This window comes from Pantoea eucrina (genome assembly GCF_020079945.1).
In the GTDB taxonomy this organism is placed as follows: domain Bacteria; phylum Pseudomonadota; class Gammaproteobacteria; order Enterobacterales; family Enterobacteriaceae; genus Pantoea; species Pantoea eucrina.
This window is the reverse complement of record NZ_CP083450.1, coordinates 279,107-300,197: the sequence shown is the minus strand read 5'-3', so window position 1 is coordinate 300,197 and position 21,091 is coordinate 279,107. Positions and strand designations below refer to the sequence as shown.

Below are 21,091 nucleotides of genomic sequence, written 5' to 3'. Positions count from 1 at the left end.
CGGACGCAGCGTGCGTTTTCCCTGCCGGCCAGCTCACTAAAATGGATTGTGAATGTGTACTGATATAAATGATCAAAGCGGTGAGCATGATGGTGCGCTTTCTGATGCACCGGTCACCGTCGACCAGTTTCTCTGTTTTGCGCTCTACTCTGCATCGCTGGCGATGACCAAGCTTTATCAGTCCAGACTAAAACCGCTTGGGCTTACCTATCCCCAGTATCTGGTTTTACTGGCGCTGTGGGAAAAAGATGAGGTGACAGTATCGGAGGTTGGCGCACGTGTGCGGCTGGACTCCGGCACGCTCAGCCAGCTGCTGAAGAGACTTGAAGCGGCCGGTTTTATTTTGCGCAAACGTGATGCGGGAGGAGACGAACGCCGGGTACGCATTTTTCTGACGCATGAAGGGCTGCAGCTTAAAAGCAAAGCCGCCGGCGTGCCCGCCGATATGATATCGGTAATGGATACCCCCTATGAAGAGTTGCACGATCTTACCGTAAGAGTGGCAGCCCTGCGGGAGAAGCTGCATCGGGCACTGCCCTGAGCGCAAATAAGAAGCACTCTGCTCAGGAATTGATCTGTGCAGAGTATGTAGTGGCAGCCATGAATATCAGAAAACCAGGCAGAGGGATAAAGCGTGAAACTCAGCGTTTTGGATAACAACAGTGCTATTCATGCCGTCATCGGGCGCGCCGTTTCGTTTTTACGTAAATCAGGGCAGCCTTTGAGTACGGATAACATTCTGACGCGTCTGCGCCAGCAGGAAAAAGAGGCGCTGGATGGGATGAAAGAGATCTACGCGAGCGCGGCGCGCGCCCTGACAGCCAGAAAGCAATAAGTCATGACGGAGCGGTACGCCTCAACGTTTAGTGCAAAGTCTGTTCATTTGATGCCACGTTGATCGCCGGGTGCTCTGCTCCCTGAATTTCCCGGATGGCAAAAAACAGTGAACGGGTTTTTGCGGCGCTCTTCTCTGCTGCCAGCATCTCCTGCAATTTGCTGAGCAAAGCATCATAAGAGACGGGTAACTCCTCACTGAACAGAGCCATTACCGCCTCGCCTATTACTATGTCTACCCATTCACTATCATCTGCTTTGTTCATATTTGCGGTCGCCGGGTCAGTTTACATCTGGAGAAAGGGCTTTTCATACCGCTAAAAAGATACTACAAAATTTATGTCCATTCAGAAACAATCCGTCACTAACATCGGACCAGAGCCTTCCCTTCTCTCTAACCACATGAATAATAAAAGGTTAAACCGATACTTGAAATTTTTTACTGCATGTCTGAGAGGCTCGCTTCAGGATAAAGAGTAAACAATTAACAGGCCTGATGTGCGTTTTACCACTGCCTTAACGGCTGCGGCTTTGTTGTATTCGCTGCAGGCACCTTGTTTCTTTCTTTATTGCGGGTAGTATATGCTTCATATATAAAACATATAAGGCACAGCGATGGGCATTGTGAAAATTTCCGATTTGATGCACGAAAATCTGCGTATCGCCAGCGGCGCATTGAGCCGTTCAGTCAACGCACAGGCGGAACACTGGATGAAAATGGGCATGCTGGCGGAACTCTATCCTGACAAAGATCATCAGGCGCTGGTCCGGCTGCTCATGCGCATAGAGCGCGACGGGGGCAGCGACCTGGCCGCACTCTTAAACCATCCTCTCTTTCTGACTCAGGAGAAAGCATCGTGAATATTACGCTCCATAATGCCGCTGAAATTGAACAGGCGCGCGCCGCGGGCCAGGCCGCTGCTGCCGTACTGGCGATGATTGGTCCTCATGTGAAGCCGGGTATCAGCACCGACGAACTGGATCGTCTCTGTCACGATTATATCGTTGATGTTTTAAACATCACGCCGGCAAATATCGGCTATCACGGCTATACCCGCACGGTCTGCACGTCAGTTAATCATGTAGTCTGCCACGGTATCCCCGGCCCGAAACGACTGAAAGAGGGCGATATCATTAATATTGATGTCGCGGTCATCAAAGAGGGCTGGTATGGCGATACCAGTCGTATGTACTTTGTGGGCCAGCCTTCAGTTCGTGCCAGACGACTGGTGGATATCACATACGATGCCATGGTAGCGGGTATCCACGTGGTTAAACCCGGCGCCACGCTGGGCGATATCGGTGCAGCCATCCAGCGGGTAGCTGAAGGCGCAGGGTTCTCGGTTGTGCGCGAGTATTGCGGTCATGGCACCGGACGGATCTATCATGATGAACCACAGGTGCTTCATTATGGTACGGCCGGTAAAGGCCTGGCGCTGGAACCCGGCATGATCTTTACTATTGAGCCCATGATCAACGCCGGCAAAGCGGCAACCAGCGTATTGAGTGATGGCTGGACGGTAGTGACCAAAGATCGTTCCCTCTCCGCGCAGTGGGAGCATACCGTTGCGGTTACGGATAACGGCTTTGATCTTCTTACACCCTGGCCGGATGGCACCGGCAGCTACTCTCCGGTTTAGCGCTGAGTGACACTCATCGCGTCAATCACCTCTGTCATCTGCTGAATCAGCATCTGCGCCGCGCGCGAAAGCTGTCGCGACGGTGCGGTGCATAAGGCCAGCGTCAGGGGGCGCATAACGCTGTGCCTGAGCGGTACGAAGCTTAACTCACCCTGTTCAACCTCAGTCATGACATCCAGCAGGCTCAGCACACAGATACCGCTGTTCTGCGCCACCAGCGTATGGATAAGCCGTATATCATTACAGCCGATTACATTTTCAGGCTGGAATCCCTGCCGGTGATAGAGCGCAGCGACGCGCTCATGAACAACCAGTGAGTCGCCCGGCAGAATATGCCGCTCGTGACTCAGTTCACTGAGCGAGACAGCGTCACGGGTGCTGAGCGGATGCCGGTTGTTCATCACCACGCCCATTTCCAGTTCGGCAAAAGCCAGTACATTAAGGCCGCTCTGCCCATCCGGGTCGAGGATCAGACCAAAATCGATTTCAGATTGCCGGATAAGCTGGCTGATGCGCTGGCTGTTATCAACGGTAAGCGTCAGATTCAGCCAGAGGTGCGTCTGCGCCATTGCCGCTATCCGTTCAGCTATCCGGCCCCGGGTCAGAGACTGCACCATTCCCAGAGTGACATTGCCGCGTTTTAGCCCCTGTATCTCATCGAACCGCTGACGCGTAACGCGAAATTCGCGCTGCCAGCGCGTGAGATCGCTGTAGAGCAACTCTCCGGCAGTGGTCATACGCAGACCCTCAGGCAGACGCTCAAACAGCGGCGTGTTAAAGGCGGCCTCTGCCTGCAAAATTTGCCGGTTGATCGCAGAGGCCGACACGTGCAGCTTTTCTGCCGCTTTGCGCAGGCTGCCGCTGCGGGCGACTTCGGTAAAATAGAGAGCGAAGCGGGAGAATGGGCTCATCGTGCACCTGTACACTTTTTTGCAACAGCAGACTGTAATCTTAGCGATGGATCGTAACACAGAAGCGTAATAACAATGTCCTGACAAACATTATGTTTATCACGCTGTGTGAACTGATTATCAGGAGATAACTATGTCCGGTCCGACACCGCCCGCCCACTGCACTTTTGATCCCGAAGACTGGCTGCGCCTTGCGCGTCACTGGCATCCTGTTGCGCGCAGCGGCGATATCAGCAGCGCGCCGGTGAAGGCGACTCTGCTGGATGAACAGCTGGTGCTGTATCGGATTAAGGGGGACGTTGTGGCCGCACGTGATATCTGTCCACATCGTGGCGTACCGCTGACGCTGGGTTTCCATGATGATGAGGGCATTATCTGTCCCTATCACGGCCTGCGTTTTGGGGAAAATGGCCGGTGTAACCGTATTCCATCGAGTCCGGACCAGCCGGTGCCTGCCAAACTGCATCTTACCTCTTATGCCGTGACGGAACGTTTTGGACTGATCTGGGTTTGTCTGGCGCCCGACAGTGAACAGCCGGCAAAACTGCCGACGATGCCGCACTGGGATGACAGCGGGTTTCAGCAAATCAACTGCCCTGGATTTGATGTCGCAGGCTTTGCCGGCCGCCAGGTAGAGGGCTTTCTGGACGTCGCGCATTTTGCCTGGGTGCATACGGACACCTTTGCCGATGCGGCTAACCAGCTGGTGCCGGCATATAACCCGGTTGAAACCGACTACGGCTTTAGCGTGGACTACTGGAGTACCGTCAGTAATTTTGCTGCCGGCAGCCCGCAGCAGGCGCCCGACGGCTTTGAGTGGCTGCGACGTTTTGAGATGCATCTGCCCTTTACGACCACGCTGACCATTTTCTTCCCTGGCGACGCCCGCCTGACAATCATGAATGCGGCCTCTCCGGTTTCAGCCCGCCAGACGCGCATGTTTGCGCCTATCGCACGCAACTTTGATCTGCACATTCCTCCGGAAGAGGTGCACGCCTTTAACCTGCGCGTTTTTGAGGAGGATCGGCTGATGGTGGAGACCCAGCGCCCTGAACGTCTGCCGCTGGATCTTACGCTGGAGGCGCATATTCCGGCCGATCGCAGTTCAGTGGCCTACCGGCGTGGGCTAAAACGTATGGGATTTGGTGAATTTTTTCTGGTGTGAGGGGCGGCAATGAACGAACTGATTAATGTGGTGACAGACGGCATCTGGCGTCAGGGCCGCCGTAACCTGAGCGTCAGGCTGATGACGACAGACGGGCAATTGCTGCCCGCATGGCAGGCAGGTGCGCACATTGATGTGCATCTGCAGCCGGGAATGATCCGGCAATATTCATTGACCGGAGCGGAAAACAGACGTGACTGCTATGAAATTTGCGTGGCGCTTGAGGCTGAGTCGCGCGGTGGGTCGCGCTACATACATGAAACGCTGCGCCCGGGCATGCAGCTTGCTATTTCTCCGCCACGTAATCTTTTTCCGCTGGTCGCTGCCAGGAAGGTTATCCTGCTGGCCGCAGGCATCGGCATTACTCCGCTTTCTGTGATGGCACAGGCGCTGGAGGCAGCAGGCCAGGCGTTTGAACTGCACTATTATCTCAGAGAGCGGGGCGATGAGGCGTTTGCAGCACTCCTGAACCAGAATTTTGCGCACGGCATTTGTCACATCTGGTACAGCAGTGAGGGTGTCAGCGCCCGCACTCATCAGCCTGAGAGTATCGCTCGCTATCAGCCCGGCGCACATATCTATCTCTGTGGTCCGCTGCCTTTTATGTCCCATCTGCAGCTTCAGGCTGAAACCTGCGGCTGGCCTCCTGAGGCGATTCATATAGAGGCATTTAAAGCAGCTGCACCGCAGCAGGTAACTGAGCAAGGCGCAGCGTTCACTATAACCCTGGCGCGATCGGGCAGAAGCTGGCTGGTTCCGCCGGACCGTTCCATTGCAGCAGTGCTGACTGAACAGGGTGTGGAGGTTGCGCTGTCATGTGAAATGGGTATGTGCGGAGCCTGTCTGACACCTGTTACTGAAGGCCAGCCGGACCATCGCGATACGGTTCAGTCTGACAAAGAAAAAGCGGCGCCCTCCCAGTGTATTGCACTCTGCTGCTCCCGCAGCCATACCGTCAGCCTGACAATCGATCTCTGAACAGCTGGCTGCTGACCCGGCCAGCAGCCTGGCCTCCCCTGCCCCGATAAACACGCCTGTTATCATCTATCATTTTCTGTCTATTTTTAGTCCCGGCTTATGTTCCGGTCCTCAATACTCTGTCACGAAAAAAATAAACGAAGCGCAAATGAATACCTGCACCCTTTTATTGCATGACGTAATGCTGTGCCCGGCTAATTATCACAACTTTTCATTAAACCTTTTCAGGACGCAAAGAACGCTTTCCTTTATCAAAGTAAAATGCTAACTATTCACCTGCGTAAGATTAAGATAACAGAATCGCTTAAGATCGATTCTTACTTAAACAAACGACCCGTCGTAAATTAAAAAGTCAGGATAAATTCTGTCTTGAACATGGTAAAAACAGCGCTACATTTATTTTTGCCACAAGTCAGCATGAACAGAGAGGAAAAAATGCAGGATTCCAGCAATAACCCGGAAGAAGCTGAAAAAACCAAACCACGCCGCGGTGGTGCAGGTAACTTTGCTGCTAACAAAGAACGTGCTGCCGAGGCAGGCCGCAAGGGCGGCCAGGTCAGCGGTGGCAACTTCAGAAACGATCCTGAACGGGCTATTGAAGCGGGCAGAAAAGGAGGGAAGATCAGCCGTCGTAAGTAAACTTATACAGAGCCCGATATCTCTGCACTTCATTTAATTCTGAAAATGACACTCTCCTGACATCGTTTACGCTTCGCTTACGCGAAAGAATTGACCTGTCAGGAGAGTTATTTTTTCATTCGGAGAAGAATTTTCGATTAAAACTTGATCGATACCCTTTTTTACCGCTTCGCTTTATTAACAAAAAAACGTTCTATATTTTCTGACTGACTTACAAATGGCATTTTTATTAACCAGCAACATGAATGGATATATTTGTACAACGCACAACCCTTTGTACACTTTTATTAAAAATATAAACCCATACTACAACGCATTTTAAATAATAAACGACCTAACTCTATATTTAATAAAGAAAAATTGCATTAATGATGCATCTTATCGTTGCCTGCGCAAATGCCGGGTATTTCGTTTGAGGAGGCAGCAATGAGGGATGACTGCAACCGCACGCAAAGTGCGACGCGTGCATCACCGCTGACTATAGTTAATATTCAGCAACGATAAGGGGGCTTTATGGCAGGTGGCTGGTCGGAAGATGGCGCAGTCCAGAAACAGATTGATGCGACGGTTGATGATGCTATCGCCCGGGCGCGAAGTCATCTTAAGCAGGGTGACAGTGCACGCTTCTGTGATGAGTGTGGAGAACCGATACCCGAAGCACGTCGCGCGGCACTGCCCGGCGTACGCTACTGTATCCAGTGTCAGTCTGAACTGGATAAGAAAGAAGCCAGCAGTAGCGGTTATAATCGCCGGGGCAGTAAAGACAGCCAGCTGCGTTAGCCTGGCGCAGACTTGTGTTACTCAGCTCCAGAGCAGAACGTCGTTACGCCCTGCCCGCTTTACCTGATAGAGGGCCTCATCCGCATGGCGCAGCCAGTCGCGCAGAGAATCAGCGCTGCTCGCAGGAGCGATACCGATGCTAACCGTGCAGTGAAAATCAGGAGCGGCAGGCAAAGCAACCTGCGCTATTTTTTCACGCAGTCGCCTGGCGAGAGCAACCACGGTTTCATCACTGGCATGGTGAACAATAACGCTTAGCTCATCACCTCCCAGACGCGCGGGTATATCCTGAATACCGACATAGTTGCGCAGCAGAGCGGAAATTTCTGCCAGCAGAAAGTCTCCGGCTTCATGCCCCCAGGTGCCATTGACGGCCTTGAAATGGTCCAGATCCAGCAGCAGCAGATAGCCGTTACTGTCGCCACGCCGCGTACTTAAAAACTCACTCTCCAGCCGTCGTTCAAATAGCCGTCGGTTAGGGATCTGCAGGCCCGGATCCATCAGAGCTACGCGCTCCAGTTCGCGATTACGCTTGCGCAGCTGCCAGGTCAGATTATAAGAAGCGATACTCAGCGCCAGCATGTAACAGCTGGCGAGCGGCAGCGTCAGCCACACCGTCTGCGTCGTAAAGGCACTCTCTATCCGTGCACCATCGAGTATCCACACCGACAGGAAAGCCACTATAAACGCTTTAATAGCGGAGATGAGAAGCGTACTGCCTCCCGCCGCATAGCGATCTGAGGCCAGTACGGCCATGATAATCACCGAGGGCACCGGAGTGAGCGACATCAGCGCCACCCATATCCCGCCAAAAGCGGCATCGAGCGTAAGGTTGTTACGTTCAGCGCTGGTCGGATCTTCAGCGCGCAGTGCACGCTGGCAGGCAAGCCACGGCCAGGCAAAGGCATTAATGAACAGTAAAGCGCTGTAGAACAGCTCGCGCTGCGTATCGAGCAGCACAGAAAGAATAGGAAAGAAACAGAGTACAGTACCGAGCTGACGCATAAAAAACATGCGCCGGACGAAACGTCTCGATCGTTTTTTCAGATGATCATCATCAGGGGTGTAATAGTTCATTCTAAGATAAATCTGATCAACAGGAACCGCAGTTTATCGGGAAAAAGGCGCAAACAGCGAATTATTTTGACGCTTCCCCCTTATCGATTGAAGTTACCGTGCTTATGTAATTACGCTGGCGCACAACGGCTGTTTTTACCATCATCCTTTCATTAATAAAATAATTATACTTATCAAACAGATAAGCTGGATAAATCTGACAGCCTGAAATAAATGCTGCACTATTCAGACTGCCAGTAAAGCCCGGCTTAAGAGATTATTTTTTCAGATTACATCGTTTAACATGTCACCTGAAGAGCCTCTGTTGGCGATTTCAGGCTGAAATCGCTGTTAATCATAGACTTACCATTGAGTCGCTTGCATATCGATGACAAAGCGATAGTGCACATCGCCGCGTAGCATACGCTCAAATGCCTGTTCTATCTCATCCCCGGTAATAGTCTCGATATCCGCCACAATATTATGCTGGCCGCAGAAATCGAGCATCTCCTGCGTTTCCTGTACGCTGCCGATTGAAGAGCCAGTGATGCTCAGCCTGCGGAAAACCATTGGGGTGATATCCGGCGAAATATGTGGCCGATCCGGAATACCTACCAGCACCATACGTCCATTGGTTTTCAGCGTGGCAAGATAGGGATTAAGGTCGTGCGGAGCTGCCACGCAATTGATGATGATATCCAGCGAAGTCTGGCAGGCTGCCATCTCCTCCTCATTGCGAGATACCACTACCCGACTGGCCCCCAGGCGCAGTGCATCGTCGCGCTTGGCGGCAGAAGTGGTAAACAGAGTGACGTCTGCCCCCATTGCGCTGGCCAGCTTAACCGCCATGTGTCCAAGTCCGCCCAGTCCAACCACGCCCACACGGTCGCCTGCTTTAACATTGAAATGGCGTAATGGCGACCAGACCGTAACCCCGGCACAGAGAAGCGGTGCTACCCCGGCTGGTGGCAGATTTTGCGGAACGGCGACCACGAAGTGCTCATCGACAATTACGCTCTCAGCGTATCCTCCCCAGGTGGTGCCGCCGGTGTACTTGTCGGTCCCGTTATAGGTCGCGGTAAAACCCGCTTCACAATATTGCTCTTCATGCTGCTGACAGAAATGGCAGGTCCGGCAGGAATCCACCATTACGCCAACGCCAACCAGATCGCCTGGCCTGAATTTGCTGACTTCACTGCCCGCCTCCGTTACCCGGCCAACAATCTCATGTCCCGGTACCAGCGGATAGCGGCTGACGCCCCATTCATTACGCGCCATGTGCAGATCAGAATGGCAGACGCCGCAATAGAGGATCTCAATTTTGACATCCTGTTTTTGCAGCGGGCGCAGCGCGACGCTATCGGACGTCAGGGGTGCGGTTGCATTATGTGCAACCAGTGCATTGATTTTCATTGTGCCTCCGGCAAAGATGGCTTAATAAGCTGAGAGGCGGCAGACTATAGTGAATGCGAAAAAGAATTAACAGTAGGCACCAAACGGTGACCTTATAAGGAGTCAGGCATGCCAGCCTGGGAAGAGGGTAAACTGGTCTTTTATGCGGATTCACCTCCGCGCAGACTGCTGGAGCTGTTCTCTGTCAAATGGAGCACGATGGTGCTGCATGCGCTTTATCACTGGCCAGATCACTGTGCCAGAACCGGCGAGCTGCAGCGCAGCCTGCAGGGCATATCAAAAAAAATGCTGTTTCAGACGCTAAAAGCGCTGGAACAGCGCGGCCTGGTTGAACGGCGGGAATATGACGTTACGCCTGCTAAAGTCGACTACCGGCTCACCCCGCTGGGAATGACATTTGCCCGACCGGTGGAGGAGATGTATACGTGGGGGCTTAAGAACCAGGCCGCGCTGGATAGTATGGAGGCTAATCTGCACGCTGCCCGGCTTAAAGCTGAGTCAGAGGAGTAACAGAGCCGCCGCGGGCGGCTCTGTCAGGTCAGACTTAGTTAAACGGCGTTTCCCGGGCCAGCAGGCGCGCAATGACGTTGAGTGCGCCCTCTTCGTTATTGTTCTGCGTACGATAGCGGGCGACTGCCGCAACCGACGGGGCAGCGTTATCCATGGCAAAGCTGTAGCAAGCCTGTCGCAACATCTCGATATCATTTGCGCTGTCGCCAATCGCCAGCACCTCACAATCATCAATGCCCCATTTTTGCTGCAGCATGGCAATGCCGTGCGCTTTATGACAGCCAGGAATAATCAGGTCAATAAAGCCGAATCCGCTGGAGACCGGATGCATAATGTTCTCAATTGCGCTCAGCTCATGATGCAGCCGCGCCATCAGCGCCTCAACGCCTTCATGCTCAAGATTTAATGAGAATTTAAAAATGGTGTCGTCGATGCTGCTCAGATCGTCGCGCTTTTCCAGCCGGCGATAGTGATTGCTGAGTTTATTCACCACATGTTCAGGCATAGAGTTGTGCACATAGGCGCTGTTGCGGCCGCAGACCACGACGCTGATATCAGGCTCTTTCGCCAGGATAGTCAGGATCTGCTCTACCCGCTCAGGCGCCAGCTCTCCGCAAAACAGTTCCTCATTGCAGTCTGAGACCCAGGCGCCGTTTTCAGCAACAAACGCGATCTCATCCTTGATATCAGGAAAATAGTGTTGCAGCTGATAATACTGATTGCCGCTGGCAACAACAAAGCGGATCCCTTTCTCTTTGAGCAGTGCGTACTGGCGGGCAAAACGCTGCTGATTATAGTGCTTGTTATCATCAAGGAAGGTGCCATCCATATCTACTGCAATCATCTTAACTGCCATTACTCTCTCCCATATAGAATCTGCCGTCAGCCCGTCCGGCCTGTTATAGAGTATAAGCTTACTCGCGACGTGGATTAATGAGAATGTTAATAGTGACGATGTTCACTGCTTTCAGAGATTTCTCGCTGGCAGACGCGGAGCATCTGTATGGTTTACTGATTACAGTGAATAAGATGAGTTGCACAGCGGAAGATGCCAGGCAAAGAAGGTTGCCGGCGGCGCATTAAGGCCGCCCGGCTCAATCAGTTATTGTCAGGATAGCTCAGGGTAATAGCGTCATCTGGCAGATGCGTGAAGGTTTTAACCAGCTGGTGATAATCGGCAACCGGATTCAGTGCGGCAAACTGCTGCGGATAGAGATCTTTCGCCAGGATTTCCATGCCGATGATATTCCACGGATGGTTGTAGAAATGGTGATAGATACCATAAGCCCGGTTCTGCTTCACCGGCTCAATCTGTGCCACGCCGGTACGGCGCGTCAGGGTCTGGAAGGTTGCAGTGACCTCCTGAGGCTTAACCCCATAGCCAAACGGTAACACGTTGCTGTTAGGCCGTTTAGAACCGGTCATGATATAGACATCAGGCTTCATCGCGATGATTTTTTCCAGCGAAACAAAACCTGAGTTGCCCGGTAAAAGTGCAGAACCGATATTTTTGCCTCCTACCGCTTCGACCAGTCCGCCCCAGCCGTTATGACTGTGCGTAAAACAGCAGTTATCGCTGTTGCCGGCAATAGGCTCGATAAACACTGTGGGTTTCTTTTCAATGCCGCTGACTTTATTCGTAATAGCGGACATTTTTTGCTGATAGAAAGTTGTATAGTCCCGGGCCTGCTCTTCGCGGTTAAGGATCTGCCCAAGCAGAGAAACACTTTTAGCTGTGTTCTGCGCCGGGTGCAGTTCATAGTCTACAAACACAACCGGGATGTGCAGATTTTCAAGCGTCCTGACCACACCAGACTGGATCAACGCCGGTTTTGCACGTAACTGTGCAATCATCACATCCGGCTGCTGCGCCAGCACGCTTTCAAGGTTGACCTGACCCTGATCGTTGAATCCCATATCAACAATTTTTTCCGCCTGCGGCCAGCGTGCTTTCAGCATTTCCCAGGTTTGCGTATCCTGTTTTTTAGGCAGGTTATTCCAGGCTACAATGCGTTCAAAAGGATTATCACGATCGAGCAGAGCCAGCGTCAGTACATCACGCCCATCCTGTAAAATAATATGGCGAGGCTCTTTAGAAAACGTATGTTGCTGTCCATCCAGATCGGTGATGGTCAGTGGATAGGTGGTGGCTGACGCTGATAAAGCCACACCCAGGCTCAGCGCCACGCCGCAAATAACTTTCATTTGAACTCCGTTCGTTACTGAATAGTAATTATTATCATCTAATTTATCATAACTGGTAAAGCCGGAGCAGGGTCCGTGCGGGTGCGGTTGTAACGGAATGCGTCATCCTGCCGGATAAAGGCTCTCTTTTGTTACGTAAAACAGCCTGAAACAGTGGCGATTTCAGGCTGAAATTTTTAGCTCAAATCTATAACTGACAATCACTTAGGCGTGAAAAAGGGGTGGCGAAAGCAAATAAACCGCCCGCAGGCGGTATGTTTACTGCTCCAGATATTTAGCAAGCGTGCTGCTGATGACCTTATCCAGCTCATCCTGTAGCTCTTTAGGCTGGCGATTAAATTCATAACTAAAGGTGCGCCCTTTGGATTTTTTCCGGGCAAAGCGATCTTTGTCAGCAAAGTCCCAGAGCGACGTCGTCACGACTTTCTCTTTTCCCGGAGCCTCAAGCAGTGCGTTACTGCCATTGCGCACCAGACGCAAAATGGCATTCTTCACTTCATCTTCAGCCAGGCCATCTTCAGAGGCAATCTCATCAATATCCGCGCTGATAGTCTCTACCAGCGTGGTTATGCTCTGTTGCTTCTCCTGAAGCCTTTCACATGCCTGCAGCAGCAGCTTATAGTCCGGATAAGCGAGTTCAGCATGGTTAGGAAACAGCATGATCAGTTCAGCCGGCACACTCGCGGCCTGTAAGGCGCGTGTCACTTTAGCCTGTGACAGTCCCTGTTGCTCAGCAATCTCTTTTTGCGACAGGCCACTCTGCTTTAGAGCCAGCAGGCGCAGACCTACTTCACGCAAATTATGCTCACGCGCAGTCTGAATATCCTGAGCCAGGCGACGTGCTTCTTCGGCAGAGATATCCTCATCAGTCACCAGTATGCTCAGACCCGTTTTGCAGAGCAGCGCGGCAGCGCGACGGCGGGAGCCATCAAGTACTTCGATGCGCTCACCGCGCTTTACCCCGATGGCGGGAAAAAACTGCTGCAGTTTAATTGTACGAATGATGTCACGCAGCGATTCTGGCGTCAGGCCAGACTGATCGCGACCGTTGGTCTCCTGCACGACAAAAGTCTTTGCTTCCACATCGCGGGCAGAGACGTGCTGAAGTGAGAACAGCGCGCGTTTGCCGGTATTCAGCACAAACGTTTGCGTATGTTCTGCAGCAGTGTGTTCATTTTGCAGAGGTGACTGGCTGAAAGTACGGCCAATAGTAATGCGTTTTGCGCTCATCTTAACCTCAGTTCAAACGAATAAATTCAATACGGTCAAATACGGCTTTGGCAAAATCCTCTGCAGCCGATCGCGCGTTTTTCAGTGCCTCACTGCTGCCCACATAGGTAGAAGGGTTAGCTGAAATCACCGTATCAAACGACTCACCGCAGCGCTCAAATCCGTCAAGCCGCGGCAGCGCCGCGTCCAGCATATCGCCACCGAAAATCTCTTTAGCCAGGCTATGGCACATCTTATGATCGGCTTTGTTGGAGAGTTTCGACATAAAGCCGATATTGCCCTGCAGCCGGCATTCAGCCCCTGAGGCTTCAATAATCTCTACCAGCTCAGGCAGTCGGGTAAGGTATTTGAGCGTCGAATGAAAATCGACCTGCGCAGGCGGAACGGGCGTCATCAGCAAATCAGAAGCAGCAATCGCATTTTTGAGAAACGCATCCAGATGCGGGCCGCTATCAATAAAAATGAAGTCGTAATCTTTTTTGAGCTTTGCCACAACGTTTTCATACAGCACAGCGTGCACGTTCTGCCCTGGCAGGTGTTCATGACAAAGCTCCTCCCAGCGTGAAGCGATAAACGCATCATCAATTGAAGCGGGCAGTACATCCACGCCCGGGATGATTGAGGGCACAATAAAGTCGCTTTTCAGCTCTTCGCCGCTGACATTCTGCAGCATCGCCTGGGCGGCAGTGGCTTCTACCAGACCCACTGAACGTTCATGATTCAGAAACATGGTGGCCGAAGATTGCGGATCCAGATCGATGACCAGAATACGTAAATCTTCAAACAGCAGATGCGGATGCGCCCGCAGCGCATGTGCCAGCGAGACGGTTGAGACCGTTTTGGAGACGCCACCTTTCAGATTGCCAACGAAGAGGGTATAGGCTTCCGCGTGGCGATCGCGATATTTAGGTACGCCCCGGTGATGGTAGATATCGACAATGTTTTCAATCGACATCGCATATTTGGTGGAGCTGCCGGCAGCGCGTTTATCAAACACGTAGCCATTTTCTTCCATCTCATTGACCGCATAATCAACGCTGGCGCGCGTCAGTTTTGGCAGTTTAGCCAGCGCGGCTTTCGCATAGACCTGATAAAACGTATTTTCTTTGAGTTCTTCTTTTTGCGCCTGAATCTGCTCGGTGAGACTCATCAGCATTCTTTCTGAACGTTGAGCAACCTTCAGAATCTGCTTCTCATCATTAGCCATACCTGCTCCACACATGTAGGATTTATGACTTTATACTTAAATCCTGCACATAAGGCAATTACTTATCCTGTAAACCGGAATGCTTAATTATGCCTGCAGAATGTATTGCCCGCAGCATTCACTGTAATCAGTAGCCGCTAAACGTTCACTGTAATCAGCAAACGTAAAGTTGCAGGCGTTCAGATATAAGTCGGAAGTCCAAAGATTCACTGTAATCAGTAAATGAGGGCGCAGCGTTCACTGTAATCAGTAAAAGATTCACTGCAGGCTGCTGCAAACACGCTGTGTGAAGCAGGCTCTGGCCGGTATCTCTCTGCACGTTCACTGTAGTCAATAGTCAGCTGTTAAAAACAGAGGAGACCCTCTTCGGCAGCATTCACTGTAGTCAGCATTCTCCGGCAAATTAGCCTCTCTCTGGCTGTAACGTTCACTGTAATCAGGAGAGCCACAGAACGCGGTCGTTTAGTATCACCGGCGCCTGGATCGTCTATACGCAGCACGTTCACTGTAATCAGTAGCGGATGCCCGCTCTCACTGCAGTAAAGCCTGGCCACATTCACTGTAGTCAGTAACGGCCCGTCTTATCGCTGGCAGCGTTCACTATAATCAGCAGACAGGTCCGCAGGCGGCCTGGGCAATAGAGCGGGCCGTAAAAGGTATTGCTTTCAGCTGTCGTAACGCTATCTGGCCCTCTGCTGATTACAGTGAACAGCAGCTGTGTACTCTATACAGTGGTCACAGCAGGGCAGGGCAGGGCAGAGGGTTAGCAGGCGTTCACTGTAATCAGTAAACAGAGCGGGATTAAGCTGCCTGAAAAGATATGTTAGTGCTTACTATCAATTTATGCCACGTCTGGTGCATACCGTGCCTGATTGTTCCCAGCCTGGCTAAAGAAGCCTGCTGTTTACAGTGAACGTTACTGATTACAGTGAACAGCCAGCCTGCATGGGGAACATTAAGGAGCAGAGTAGCGCTGCACGGCTGATACGGCACAGCGGCGGGAAAAGATGTTTTGCTGATTACAGTGAACATCACGACTCGTCGTCAAACTCGATCTCATCCAGCACGTCGATGCTCTCCAGATTTCCGATACCATCCAGCTTGGGCGTCCTGCTATGGATGATGAAAAACACGGAACGTCCACGCTTAATCTCGGAATAGTCGAGATAGCCTATCTCTTTCAGCTGCTCCATAGCACGCCGCACCACATGGTTCTGCGTGGTGGTTTTCGATCCCAGGTTAAGACGCATACGCAGTCGCGCCAGCGAGATAGGGGCCGGATTAACAGGAAGGCTTTCCAGATAGGTATAGAGCGCCTGAGCAGACTCTTTACGTTTCAGGCGCGAAATGGCCCGCAACTGAAGCAGAACCTTGTGATCAAAGTTATATAACTCAAACAGCTTCGGATCGGCCTGAATGCGCACCAGATCTTTTTCCCGATCGTAATAGGCAGATTGTACAAGGTGAGTATGATAAGCCTTGCCGTTACCTTCAAAGGAGAGCGTATTGGTTGCAATGCGCCGTAATGAGGCATCCAGACGCCTGCGCAGGGCCGCAGAAGAGTTCGCTGACGGAATACCACACATCTTAACGAAATCGATAAAAGGCAGCGTAACCGTGTCGCCTTTGGTCGGATAACGGGAGAAGGATTGAATAATCCCTGCCCAGGTTTTGAAATCGTTATCCATATCCAGTCTGGCACCGGTTATGGTGATCTTCTCATACCCTTCCGCTTTTACCAGCGAGAGGTTTTTCAGCTCTTTGGTCGCATCAGTGGAGGCCATAGCCCCGGATTTGCCGCGAGCAGTGGATTTAAGGGTGGGAACAAACAATCCCAGACGCATCAGTGCCACAGGCTGGACAGTATTATTCTTGTTAGGATGGAGCTGGATAACTTCGCCACTGTTTTTTGTCACCGACAGAAAAGGTTCCAGTAACGCCTTGTTTTTACTCTCTTTGTCTGCCATGGCATGAGATCTTCATTTTGTGGATGAAAGGGATCGTTTTCTGATTACAGTGAACATTAGCACTGATTATAGTGAACATTCCACAGAGTACAGTGAATATAGCACTGATTACAGTGAATGCTTTACTGATTATAGTGAACATGATCACCCTTTGAGGCCTTGTGTGGTGCGGCCTGCGACGATCGGGGATCTCTTAGGATCTATCTTTGATCTCTTTATGATCTCTTATTAGGATCTGGTTTATGTATAAGTGGATAACTCAGGATCCCACGGCAGACACTCTCTCTTAATTGCTTTCAATAAGAGAACAACTTGATCAATATTATTCATTTTATATCAATAGTAATCAGGCGTATCGTAACAGGCATGATCAACAGCCATGTACTGAGGAATTCTGATGACTGACCATGTAATTTCACGTAATCCTGCAACGGGTGCCATTCTCGCAACGTATCCACTCCAGACCGCTGAGGAACTTGATCGCTCCCTTGCACAGAGCGCTGAAGCCGCTGAGCTGTGGCGTAATACAACGATTGAACAGCGTGTGAAGGTACTGCGTCAGCTGGGTGAACAGCTGCGTCAGCGTCAGGATGAACTGGCCACTATGGCAACACGGGAAATGGGTAAACCTGTTGCCCAGGCACGTGCAGAAGTCCTGAAATGTGCCAGCTTATGTGACTGGTATGCCGAACATGGCCCGGCCATGATTGCTGATAAACCAGCTCCGGTAGAGGGTCAGCAGGCGTGGCAGTCATTCAGACCACTGGGCGTCATACTGGCTGTGATGCCGTGGAATTTTCCTTACTGGCAGGTGCTGCGTGGCGCTGTCAGCATGCTGCTTGCCGGCAATACCTATCTGTTAAAACATGCACCCAGCGTAATGGGATCGGCTTATCTGATGGCTGAACTGTTTGAGGCAACAGAACTGCCGCACGGTGCTTTTACCGTTATCAATACGGATAACGACGGCGTTTCAGCAGCAATCAGCGATTCACGCGTTGCAGCCGTTGCAGTCACCGGGAGCGTACGCGCAGGCGCCGCTATCGCAACACAGGCCGGTGCGGTACTGAAGAAAACAGTACTGGAGCTGGGCGGTGCCGATCCTTTCATCGTACTGGCCGACGCAGATCTTGACGCTGCTGTCGCTTCAGCCGTTGTGGGGCGCTATCAGAATACCGGACAGGTTTGCATGGCAGCGAAGCGCTTTATCATCGAAGAGAGTATCGCCGCCGAGTTTGAAGCGCGTTTCAGCCAGGCCGTAACCGCACTAAAAATTGGCGATCCGCTTGATGAGCAGACCTTTATCGGTCCGATGGCACGCTACGATCTGCGTGATGAACTGGATGGGCAGGTGCAGCAAACGCTCAAAGAGGGCGCACGTCTGGTGCTGGGCGGTCATAAAATTGAGGGGGAAGGAAATTACTATGCCCCTACCATTCTGGCTGATGTGACGCCGGAGATGACAGCATTTCAGCAGGAAATATTTGGCCCGGTCGCGGCAATCACTACGGCGCGTAATGCAGAACACGCCCTTGCGCTGGCTAACAACAGCGATTTCGGTCTGAGTGCCACCGTCTGGAGCCGCGATGAGTCGGTGACCAGCTGGCTGGCAGAGCGGCTGGAAACAGGAGCGGTATTTATCAACGGCAACGGCGCATCCGATCCGCGCGTCGCGATTGGCGGCGTTAAAAAGAGCGGCTATGGCCGTGAGCTCTCCAGTTTTGGCGTACACGAGTTCTGCAATATCCAGACAGTATGGAAAAACCGTCGCTAACTGCCCTGAGGCGCGCAATACTGTGCGCCTCACGATTTTCAGGTAGCCAGCAACATGAAAAGTCCGGGCATTATCATCCTTGCAGCAGGGCAGGGAACACGTTTTCAGCAGGCGGGCGGAAAAGGCAATAAGCTGCTTGCCCTCTTGCCTGACAGCACCGGAACACCCCATCCTGTGCTCGGTATGACGCTGCATGCAGCACAACGCAGCGGGCTGCCGCTTCTGCTGGTAACGCGACCTGAATATACCGCGATACGGGCGCTGGCTGCCGCGCAGGCGATACCGGTGCTATGTGTCAGCAGTGCAGGCAGCGGCGAGACGATTGCCGCTGCCGTTCGCGCTGTGCCGCACTGGTCTGGCTGGCTGATTCAGCCCGGCGATATGGCATGGGTTACTGCAGAAGATCATCAGCGTATCGCCGGCGCACTCTCCGAAGGGGCCTCCCAGGCCCGTTTTTGCTGGCAGAACAAACCCGGCCACCCGGTAGGCTTTGCGGCAGAATATGGCCCGGCACTTAGTGAGTTAAAAGGGGACAGCGGCGCCCGCTCGCTGCTTGATACCGCGCGCCTGCTGCGTTTGCAGGGACACGCTGGCGTGATCCGCGACGCCGATCTCCCCATTACCGCCACGCCGCTCGCCCGCCGCAGGAAGTAGTGGCGCAGGGTGATAATTACCGCTACTCTCGCGCGGTCATATTTATGCGAACGGGTGACACACTACCCGGTTGACCGTCCCTGTTCAGAGTCATGGTACGCGGAGAGAGTGATGAGCGCAGTAGCCGATCCTTCAGTAATCCAGTCGCGGCGGGAAAGTGCCGCCATCTATCGAAAAATAACGTTAAAACTGATCCCGTTTCTCTGCCTGTGTTATCTGGCAGCCTACCTGGATCGCATTAATATTGGTTTTGCCAAGCTGCAGATGGCAAGCGACTTAGCGCTAAGCGAAACGGCGTTTGGTCTGGGTGCGGGTCTGTTTTTTGTGGGTTACATTCTGTTTGAAGTGCCAAGCAACCTGTTTCTGCAACGCACCGGCGCACGGATCTGGATCGCGCGGATCATGATCAGCTGGGGAGTGCTCTCGGCGTTTACCCTGCTGGTAAAAACTCCCGGTCAGTTCTATACGATCCGCTTTTTACTGGGCGTGGCAGAAGCAGGGTTTCTGCCGGGCGTGCTGTTTTATCTGACCCGCTGGTTTCCCTCCTGGCGACGCGGCCGCATTATTGCGCTGTTTATGCTGGGTTTGCCACTTTCCAGTATCATCGGCGGCCCTCTATCAGGCTGGATCATGACGCACTTCGACAAACTGCACGGGCTGCATGGCTGGCAGTGGCTGTTTCTGCTGGAGGGCCTGCCGAGTATTCTGCTGGGGCTGATGACGCTGCGAATGCTGCCGGATGGCCCGGCAGAGGCATCCTGGCTGAGCGTTCAGGAAAAACAGGTCATTGCTGATGAACTCCGCAGCGATGCGGGCGAAGCTGCTGAAGCGAAACACCGGCTGCGGGATGGCCTGCTTAATTTGCGGGTAGTGATGCTGGGCGGAATCGATTTCTCCATACTGCTCAGCGCTTACGCAATGGGCTTCTGGTTACCGACGCTGCTGAAAAAAGCAGGCTCCACCGATCTCACCACGATTGGTTATCTTACGGCGGTCCCAAGTCTGGCCGCGCTGGCTGGCATGCTGCTGATTGGAGCCAGCTCAGACAGGCTGCGCGAACGCCGCTGGCATATTATTGTTCCTTTTATCATCGGTGCAGCCGCAATGGCCTGCGCGCCCTTCTGGAGCAGTAATGTGGCTGTAACCGTGCTGCTATTTTCCATTGCGCAGGCGATGATTATTGGTGCCGTGCCGGTTTTCTTCAGCCTGCCCGCAACCTTTCTGACCGGTACTGCCGCCGCCGCAGGTTTTGCGCTCGCCTGCTCAATTGCCAATATTGCAGGCCTGGTCAGTAATTCTGTTATGGGAATCGCGCTGGATATGACCGGCAGCAGCGACGGGGCGCTGTGGCTGTTTGCTGCCTGTTTATTGCTCAGCTGCCTGCTGGTGCTGGCACTGCCGGCAAAACTGGTCAATCGCTGATCGCCATAAAGCGCGCCTGTTACGGGCGCGCTTTACTGATTACAGTGAACGTTGCGTACACGTCAGGCAGGACGCGTTTATTCAGGCTCAGGCGATATCAGTTCTGCTCAGAGAGTTGCACCGCCATGGTATCGGCTTCCAGTGCTTCAAACACGTGGGGTTCATCAGCGGGATAGCAGATGTAATCGCCAGGATTCAGCTCCACCGGCGCATCGCTGGGTCCTACCCTGGCCCGCCCGCGGGCAATGATAACGTGCTCAACCGAACCGGGCGGATGCGGCTTTGAAGCGCGCGGCGCGCCTGGCTGACTGGTCACCAGATAGAGGTCGCGTCGCCCGCCTGGCGGGCAGCTGGCGAGCAGAGCCGCCTGATAATCAGCCAGTTCAGCCGACACAATCATCCCTTCACCTTTGCGAATAACCTGCAGACGTTTTACCTCTGGTTCCAGCAGGCGGGCGAAAGGAATATTTAACGCGACACAGAGCGCCCAGAGGGTTTCGATACTGGGATTGCCGTTGCCCGCTTCCAGTTGTGAGAGCGTTGATTTTGCCACACCCGCACGGCGAGCCACTTCAGTCAGTGAAAGTCCGGCACGCTGCCGCTCGCGGATCAGCCCGGCGGCAATAGTATCAATCGGTGGTGTCACAGCAGCTCCTGTTCGTTTTATCGAACGTTTGTTCATCTTGTAAAACAATTTCTGAACGTT

Annotated in this window: 21 protein-coding genes; 11 read left to right on the top strand and 10 right to left on the bottom strand. The window is 52.7% G+C overall.

The window, feature by feature from the left end; translation table 11 throughout:
- Positions 1–52 precede the first annotated feature (52 nt).
- Positions 53–541, top strand: coding sequence for a MarR family winged helix-turn-helix transcriptional regulator (locus tag LAC65_RS17990; RefSeq protein ID WP_040113792.1), 489 nt, complete (start codon positions 53–55; stop codon positions 539–541).
- Positions 542–863: 322 nt separating this feature from the next.
- Here the strand turns inward: LAC65_RS17990 and LAC65_RS17985 are convergent, their stop codons facing one another.
- The gene (locus LAC65_RS17985) at positions 864–1,100 is read right to left on the bottom strand and encodes a hypothetical protein (protein ID WP_040113789.1); all 237 of its coding nucleotides are present in this window, start codon (positions 1,098–1,100) and stop codon (positions 864–866) included.
- A 349-nt stretch (positions 1,101–1,449) separates the two neighbouring features.
- Between LAC65_RS17985 and LAC65_RS17980 the strand changes: the two genes are divergently transcribed.
- The gene (locus tag LAC65_RS17980; protein ID WP_040113787.1) at positions 1,450–1,695 is read left to right on the top strand and encodes a ParD-like family protein; all 246 of its coding nucleotides are present in this window, start codon (positions 1,450–1,452) and stop codon (positions 1,693–1,695) included.
- Positions 1,692–2,474 (top strand): type I methionyl aminopeptidase, encoded by a 783-nt coding sequence (gene map / locus LAC65_RS17975; protein ID WP_394661925.1) that lies wholly within the window; start codon positions 1,692–1,694, stop codon positions 2,472–2,474. Before LAC65_RS17980 ends, map begins: the two co-directional genes overlap by 4 nt.
- Here the strand turns inward: map and LAC65_RS17970 are convergent.
- A complete protein-coding gene (locus tag LAC65_RS17970; RefSeq protein WP_040113783.1) occupies positions 2,471–3,385 on the bottom strand; it encodes a LysR family transcriptional regulator in 915 nt (304 codons plus the stop codon). The two genes, map and LAC65_RS17970, sit on opposite strands and share 4 nt — an antisense overlap.
- 133 nt (positions 3,386–3,518) lie before the next feature.
- Here LAC65_RS17970 and hpxD point away from each other — a divergent pair, with 133 nt between their 5' ends.
- From hpxD to LAC65_RS17950, 4 genes are all read left to right on the top strand, one after another.
- A complete protein-coding gene (gene hpxD, locus LAC65_RS17965; protein WP_040113781.1) occupies positions 3,519–4,550 on the top strand; it encodes a molybdenum cofactor-independent xanthine hydroxylase subunit HpxD in 1,032 nt (343 codons plus the stop codon).
- A 9-nt stretch (positions 4,551–4,559) separates the two neighbouring features.
- A complete protein-coding gene (locus LAC65_RS17960; RefSeq protein ID WP_040113779.1) occupies positions 4,560–5,528 on the top strand; it encodes a PDR/VanB family oxidoreductase in 969 nt (322 codons plus the stop codon).
- A 435-nt stretch (positions 5,529–5,963) separates the two neighbouring features.
- Positions 5,964–6,167 (top strand): con-10 family general stress protein, encoded by a 204-nt coding sequence (locus LAC65_RS17955; protein ID WP_040113773.1) that lies wholly within the window; start codon positions 5,964–5,966, stop codon positions 6,165–6,167.
- Between the two features lie 513 nt (positions 6,168–6,680).
- Complete coding sequence (locus tag LAC65_RS17950) at positions 6,681–6,947, top strand: DksA/TraR family C4-type zinc finger protein (RefSeq protein ID WP_040113772.1); 267 nt, start codon at positions 6,681–6,683, stop codon at positions 6,945–6,947.
- Positions 6,948–6,968: 21 nt separating this feature from the next.
- On the opposite strand, the gene LAC65_RS17945 is transcribed toward LAC65_RS17950, so the two are convergent.
- Positions 6,969–8,024 carry a diguanylate cyclase gene (locus LAC65_RS17945; RefSeq protein WP_040113770.1) on the bottom strand — a complete coding sequence of 352 codons (1,056 nt, stop codon included), beginning with the start codon at positions 8,022–8,024 and terminating at the stop codon, positions 6,969–6,971.
- A gap of 342 nt (positions 8,025–8,366) precedes the next feature.
- Positions 8,367–9,416: an NAD(P)-dependent alcohol dehydrogenase gene (locus tag LAC65_RS17940; protein WP_040113766.1), complete on the bottom strand. Its 1,050-nt coding sequence runs from the start codon at positions 9,414–9,416 to the stop codon at positions 8,367–8,369.
- Positions 9,417–9,524: 108 nt separating this feature from the next.
- Between LAC65_RS17940 and LAC65_RS17935 the strand changes: the two genes are divergently transcribed.
- A complete protein-coding gene (locus LAC65_RS17935; RefSeq protein ID WP_040113764.1) occupies positions 9,525–9,926 on the top strand; it encodes a winged helix-turn-helix transcriptional regulator in 402 nt (133 codons plus the stop codon).
- Positions 9,927–9,960: 34 nt separating this feature from the next.
- On the opposite strand, the gene LAC65_RS17930 is transcribed toward LAC65_RS17935, so the two are convergent.
- From LAC65_RS17930 to LAC65_RS17910, 5 genes are all read right to left on the bottom strand, one after another.
- On the bottom strand, positions 9,961–10,782 hold the full coding sequence (locus tag LAC65_RS17930; RefSeq protein ID WP_040113762.1) for a Cof-type HAD-IIB family hydrolase: 822 nt from the start codon (positions 10,780–10,782) through the stop codon (positions 9,961–9,963).
- Positions 10,783–11,024: 242 nt separating this feature from the next.
- A complete protein-coding gene (locus LAC65_RS17925; RefSeq protein ID WP_040113760.1) occupies positions 11,025–12,131 on the bottom strand; it encodes an ABC transporter substrate-binding protein in 1,107 nt (368 codons plus the stop codon).
- 258 nt (positions 12,132–12,389) lie between these two features.
- The gene (locus tag LAC65_RS17920; RefSeq protein ID WP_040113758.1) at positions 12,390–13,361 is read right to left on the bottom strand and encodes a ParB family protein; all 972 of its coding nucleotides are present in this window, start codon (positions 13,359–13,361) and stop codon (positions 12,390–12,392) included.
- Between the two features lie 7 nt (positions 13,362–13,368).
- Positions 13,369–14,568, bottom strand: a complete 1,200-nt coding sequence (locus tag LAC65_RS17915; RefSeq protein WP_071668117.1) for an AAA family ATPase — start codon at positions 14,566–14,568, stop codon at positions 13,369–13,371.
- A 1,031-nt stretch (positions 14,569–15,599) separates the two neighbouring features.
- Positions 15,600–16,535 (bottom strand): RepB family plasmid replication initiator protein, encoded by a 936-nt coding sequence (locus LAC65_RS17910; RefSeq protein WP_040113754.1) that lies wholly within the window; start codon positions 16,533–16,535, stop codon positions 15,600–15,602.
- Between the two features lie 397 nt (positions 16,536–16,932).
- Between LAC65_RS17910 and LAC65_RS17905 the strand changes: the two genes are divergently transcribed.
- The 3 genes from LAC65_RS17905 (at position 16,933) to LAC65_RS17895 (ending at position 20,385) form a co-directional block, all read left to right on the top strand.
- Positions 16,933–18,309, top strand: a complete 1,377-nt coding sequence (locus LAC65_RS17905; protein WP_040113752.1) for an aldehyde dehydrogenase family protein — start codon at positions 16,933–16,935, stop codon at positions 18,307–18,309.
- Positions 18,310–18,363: 54 nt separating this feature from the next.
- Positions 18,364–18,963: a nucleotidyltransferase family protein gene (locus tag LAC65_RS17900; RefSeq protein WP_040113750.1), complete on the top strand. Its 600-nt coding sequence runs from the start codon at positions 18,364–18,366 to the stop codon at positions 18,961–18,963.
- Positions 18,964–19,074: 111 nt separating this feature from the next.
- The gene (locus LAC65_RS17895; RefSeq protein WP_040113748.1) at positions 19,075–20,385 is read left to right on the top strand and encodes an MFS transporter; all 1,311 of its coding nucleotides are present in this window, start codon (positions 19,075–19,077) and stop codon (positions 20,383–20,385) included.
- 97 nt (positions 20,386–20,482) lie between these two features.
- Here the strand turns inward: LAC65_RS17895 and LAC65_RS17890 are convergent, their stop codons facing one another.
- Positions 20,483–21,031 (bottom strand): helix-turn-helix domain-containing protein, encoded by a 549-nt coding sequence (locus LAC65_RS17890; protein WP_040113746.1) that lies wholly within the window; start codon positions 21,029–21,031, stop codon positions 20,483–20,485.
- Between the last annotated feature and the right edge of the window lie 60 nt (positions 21,032–21,091).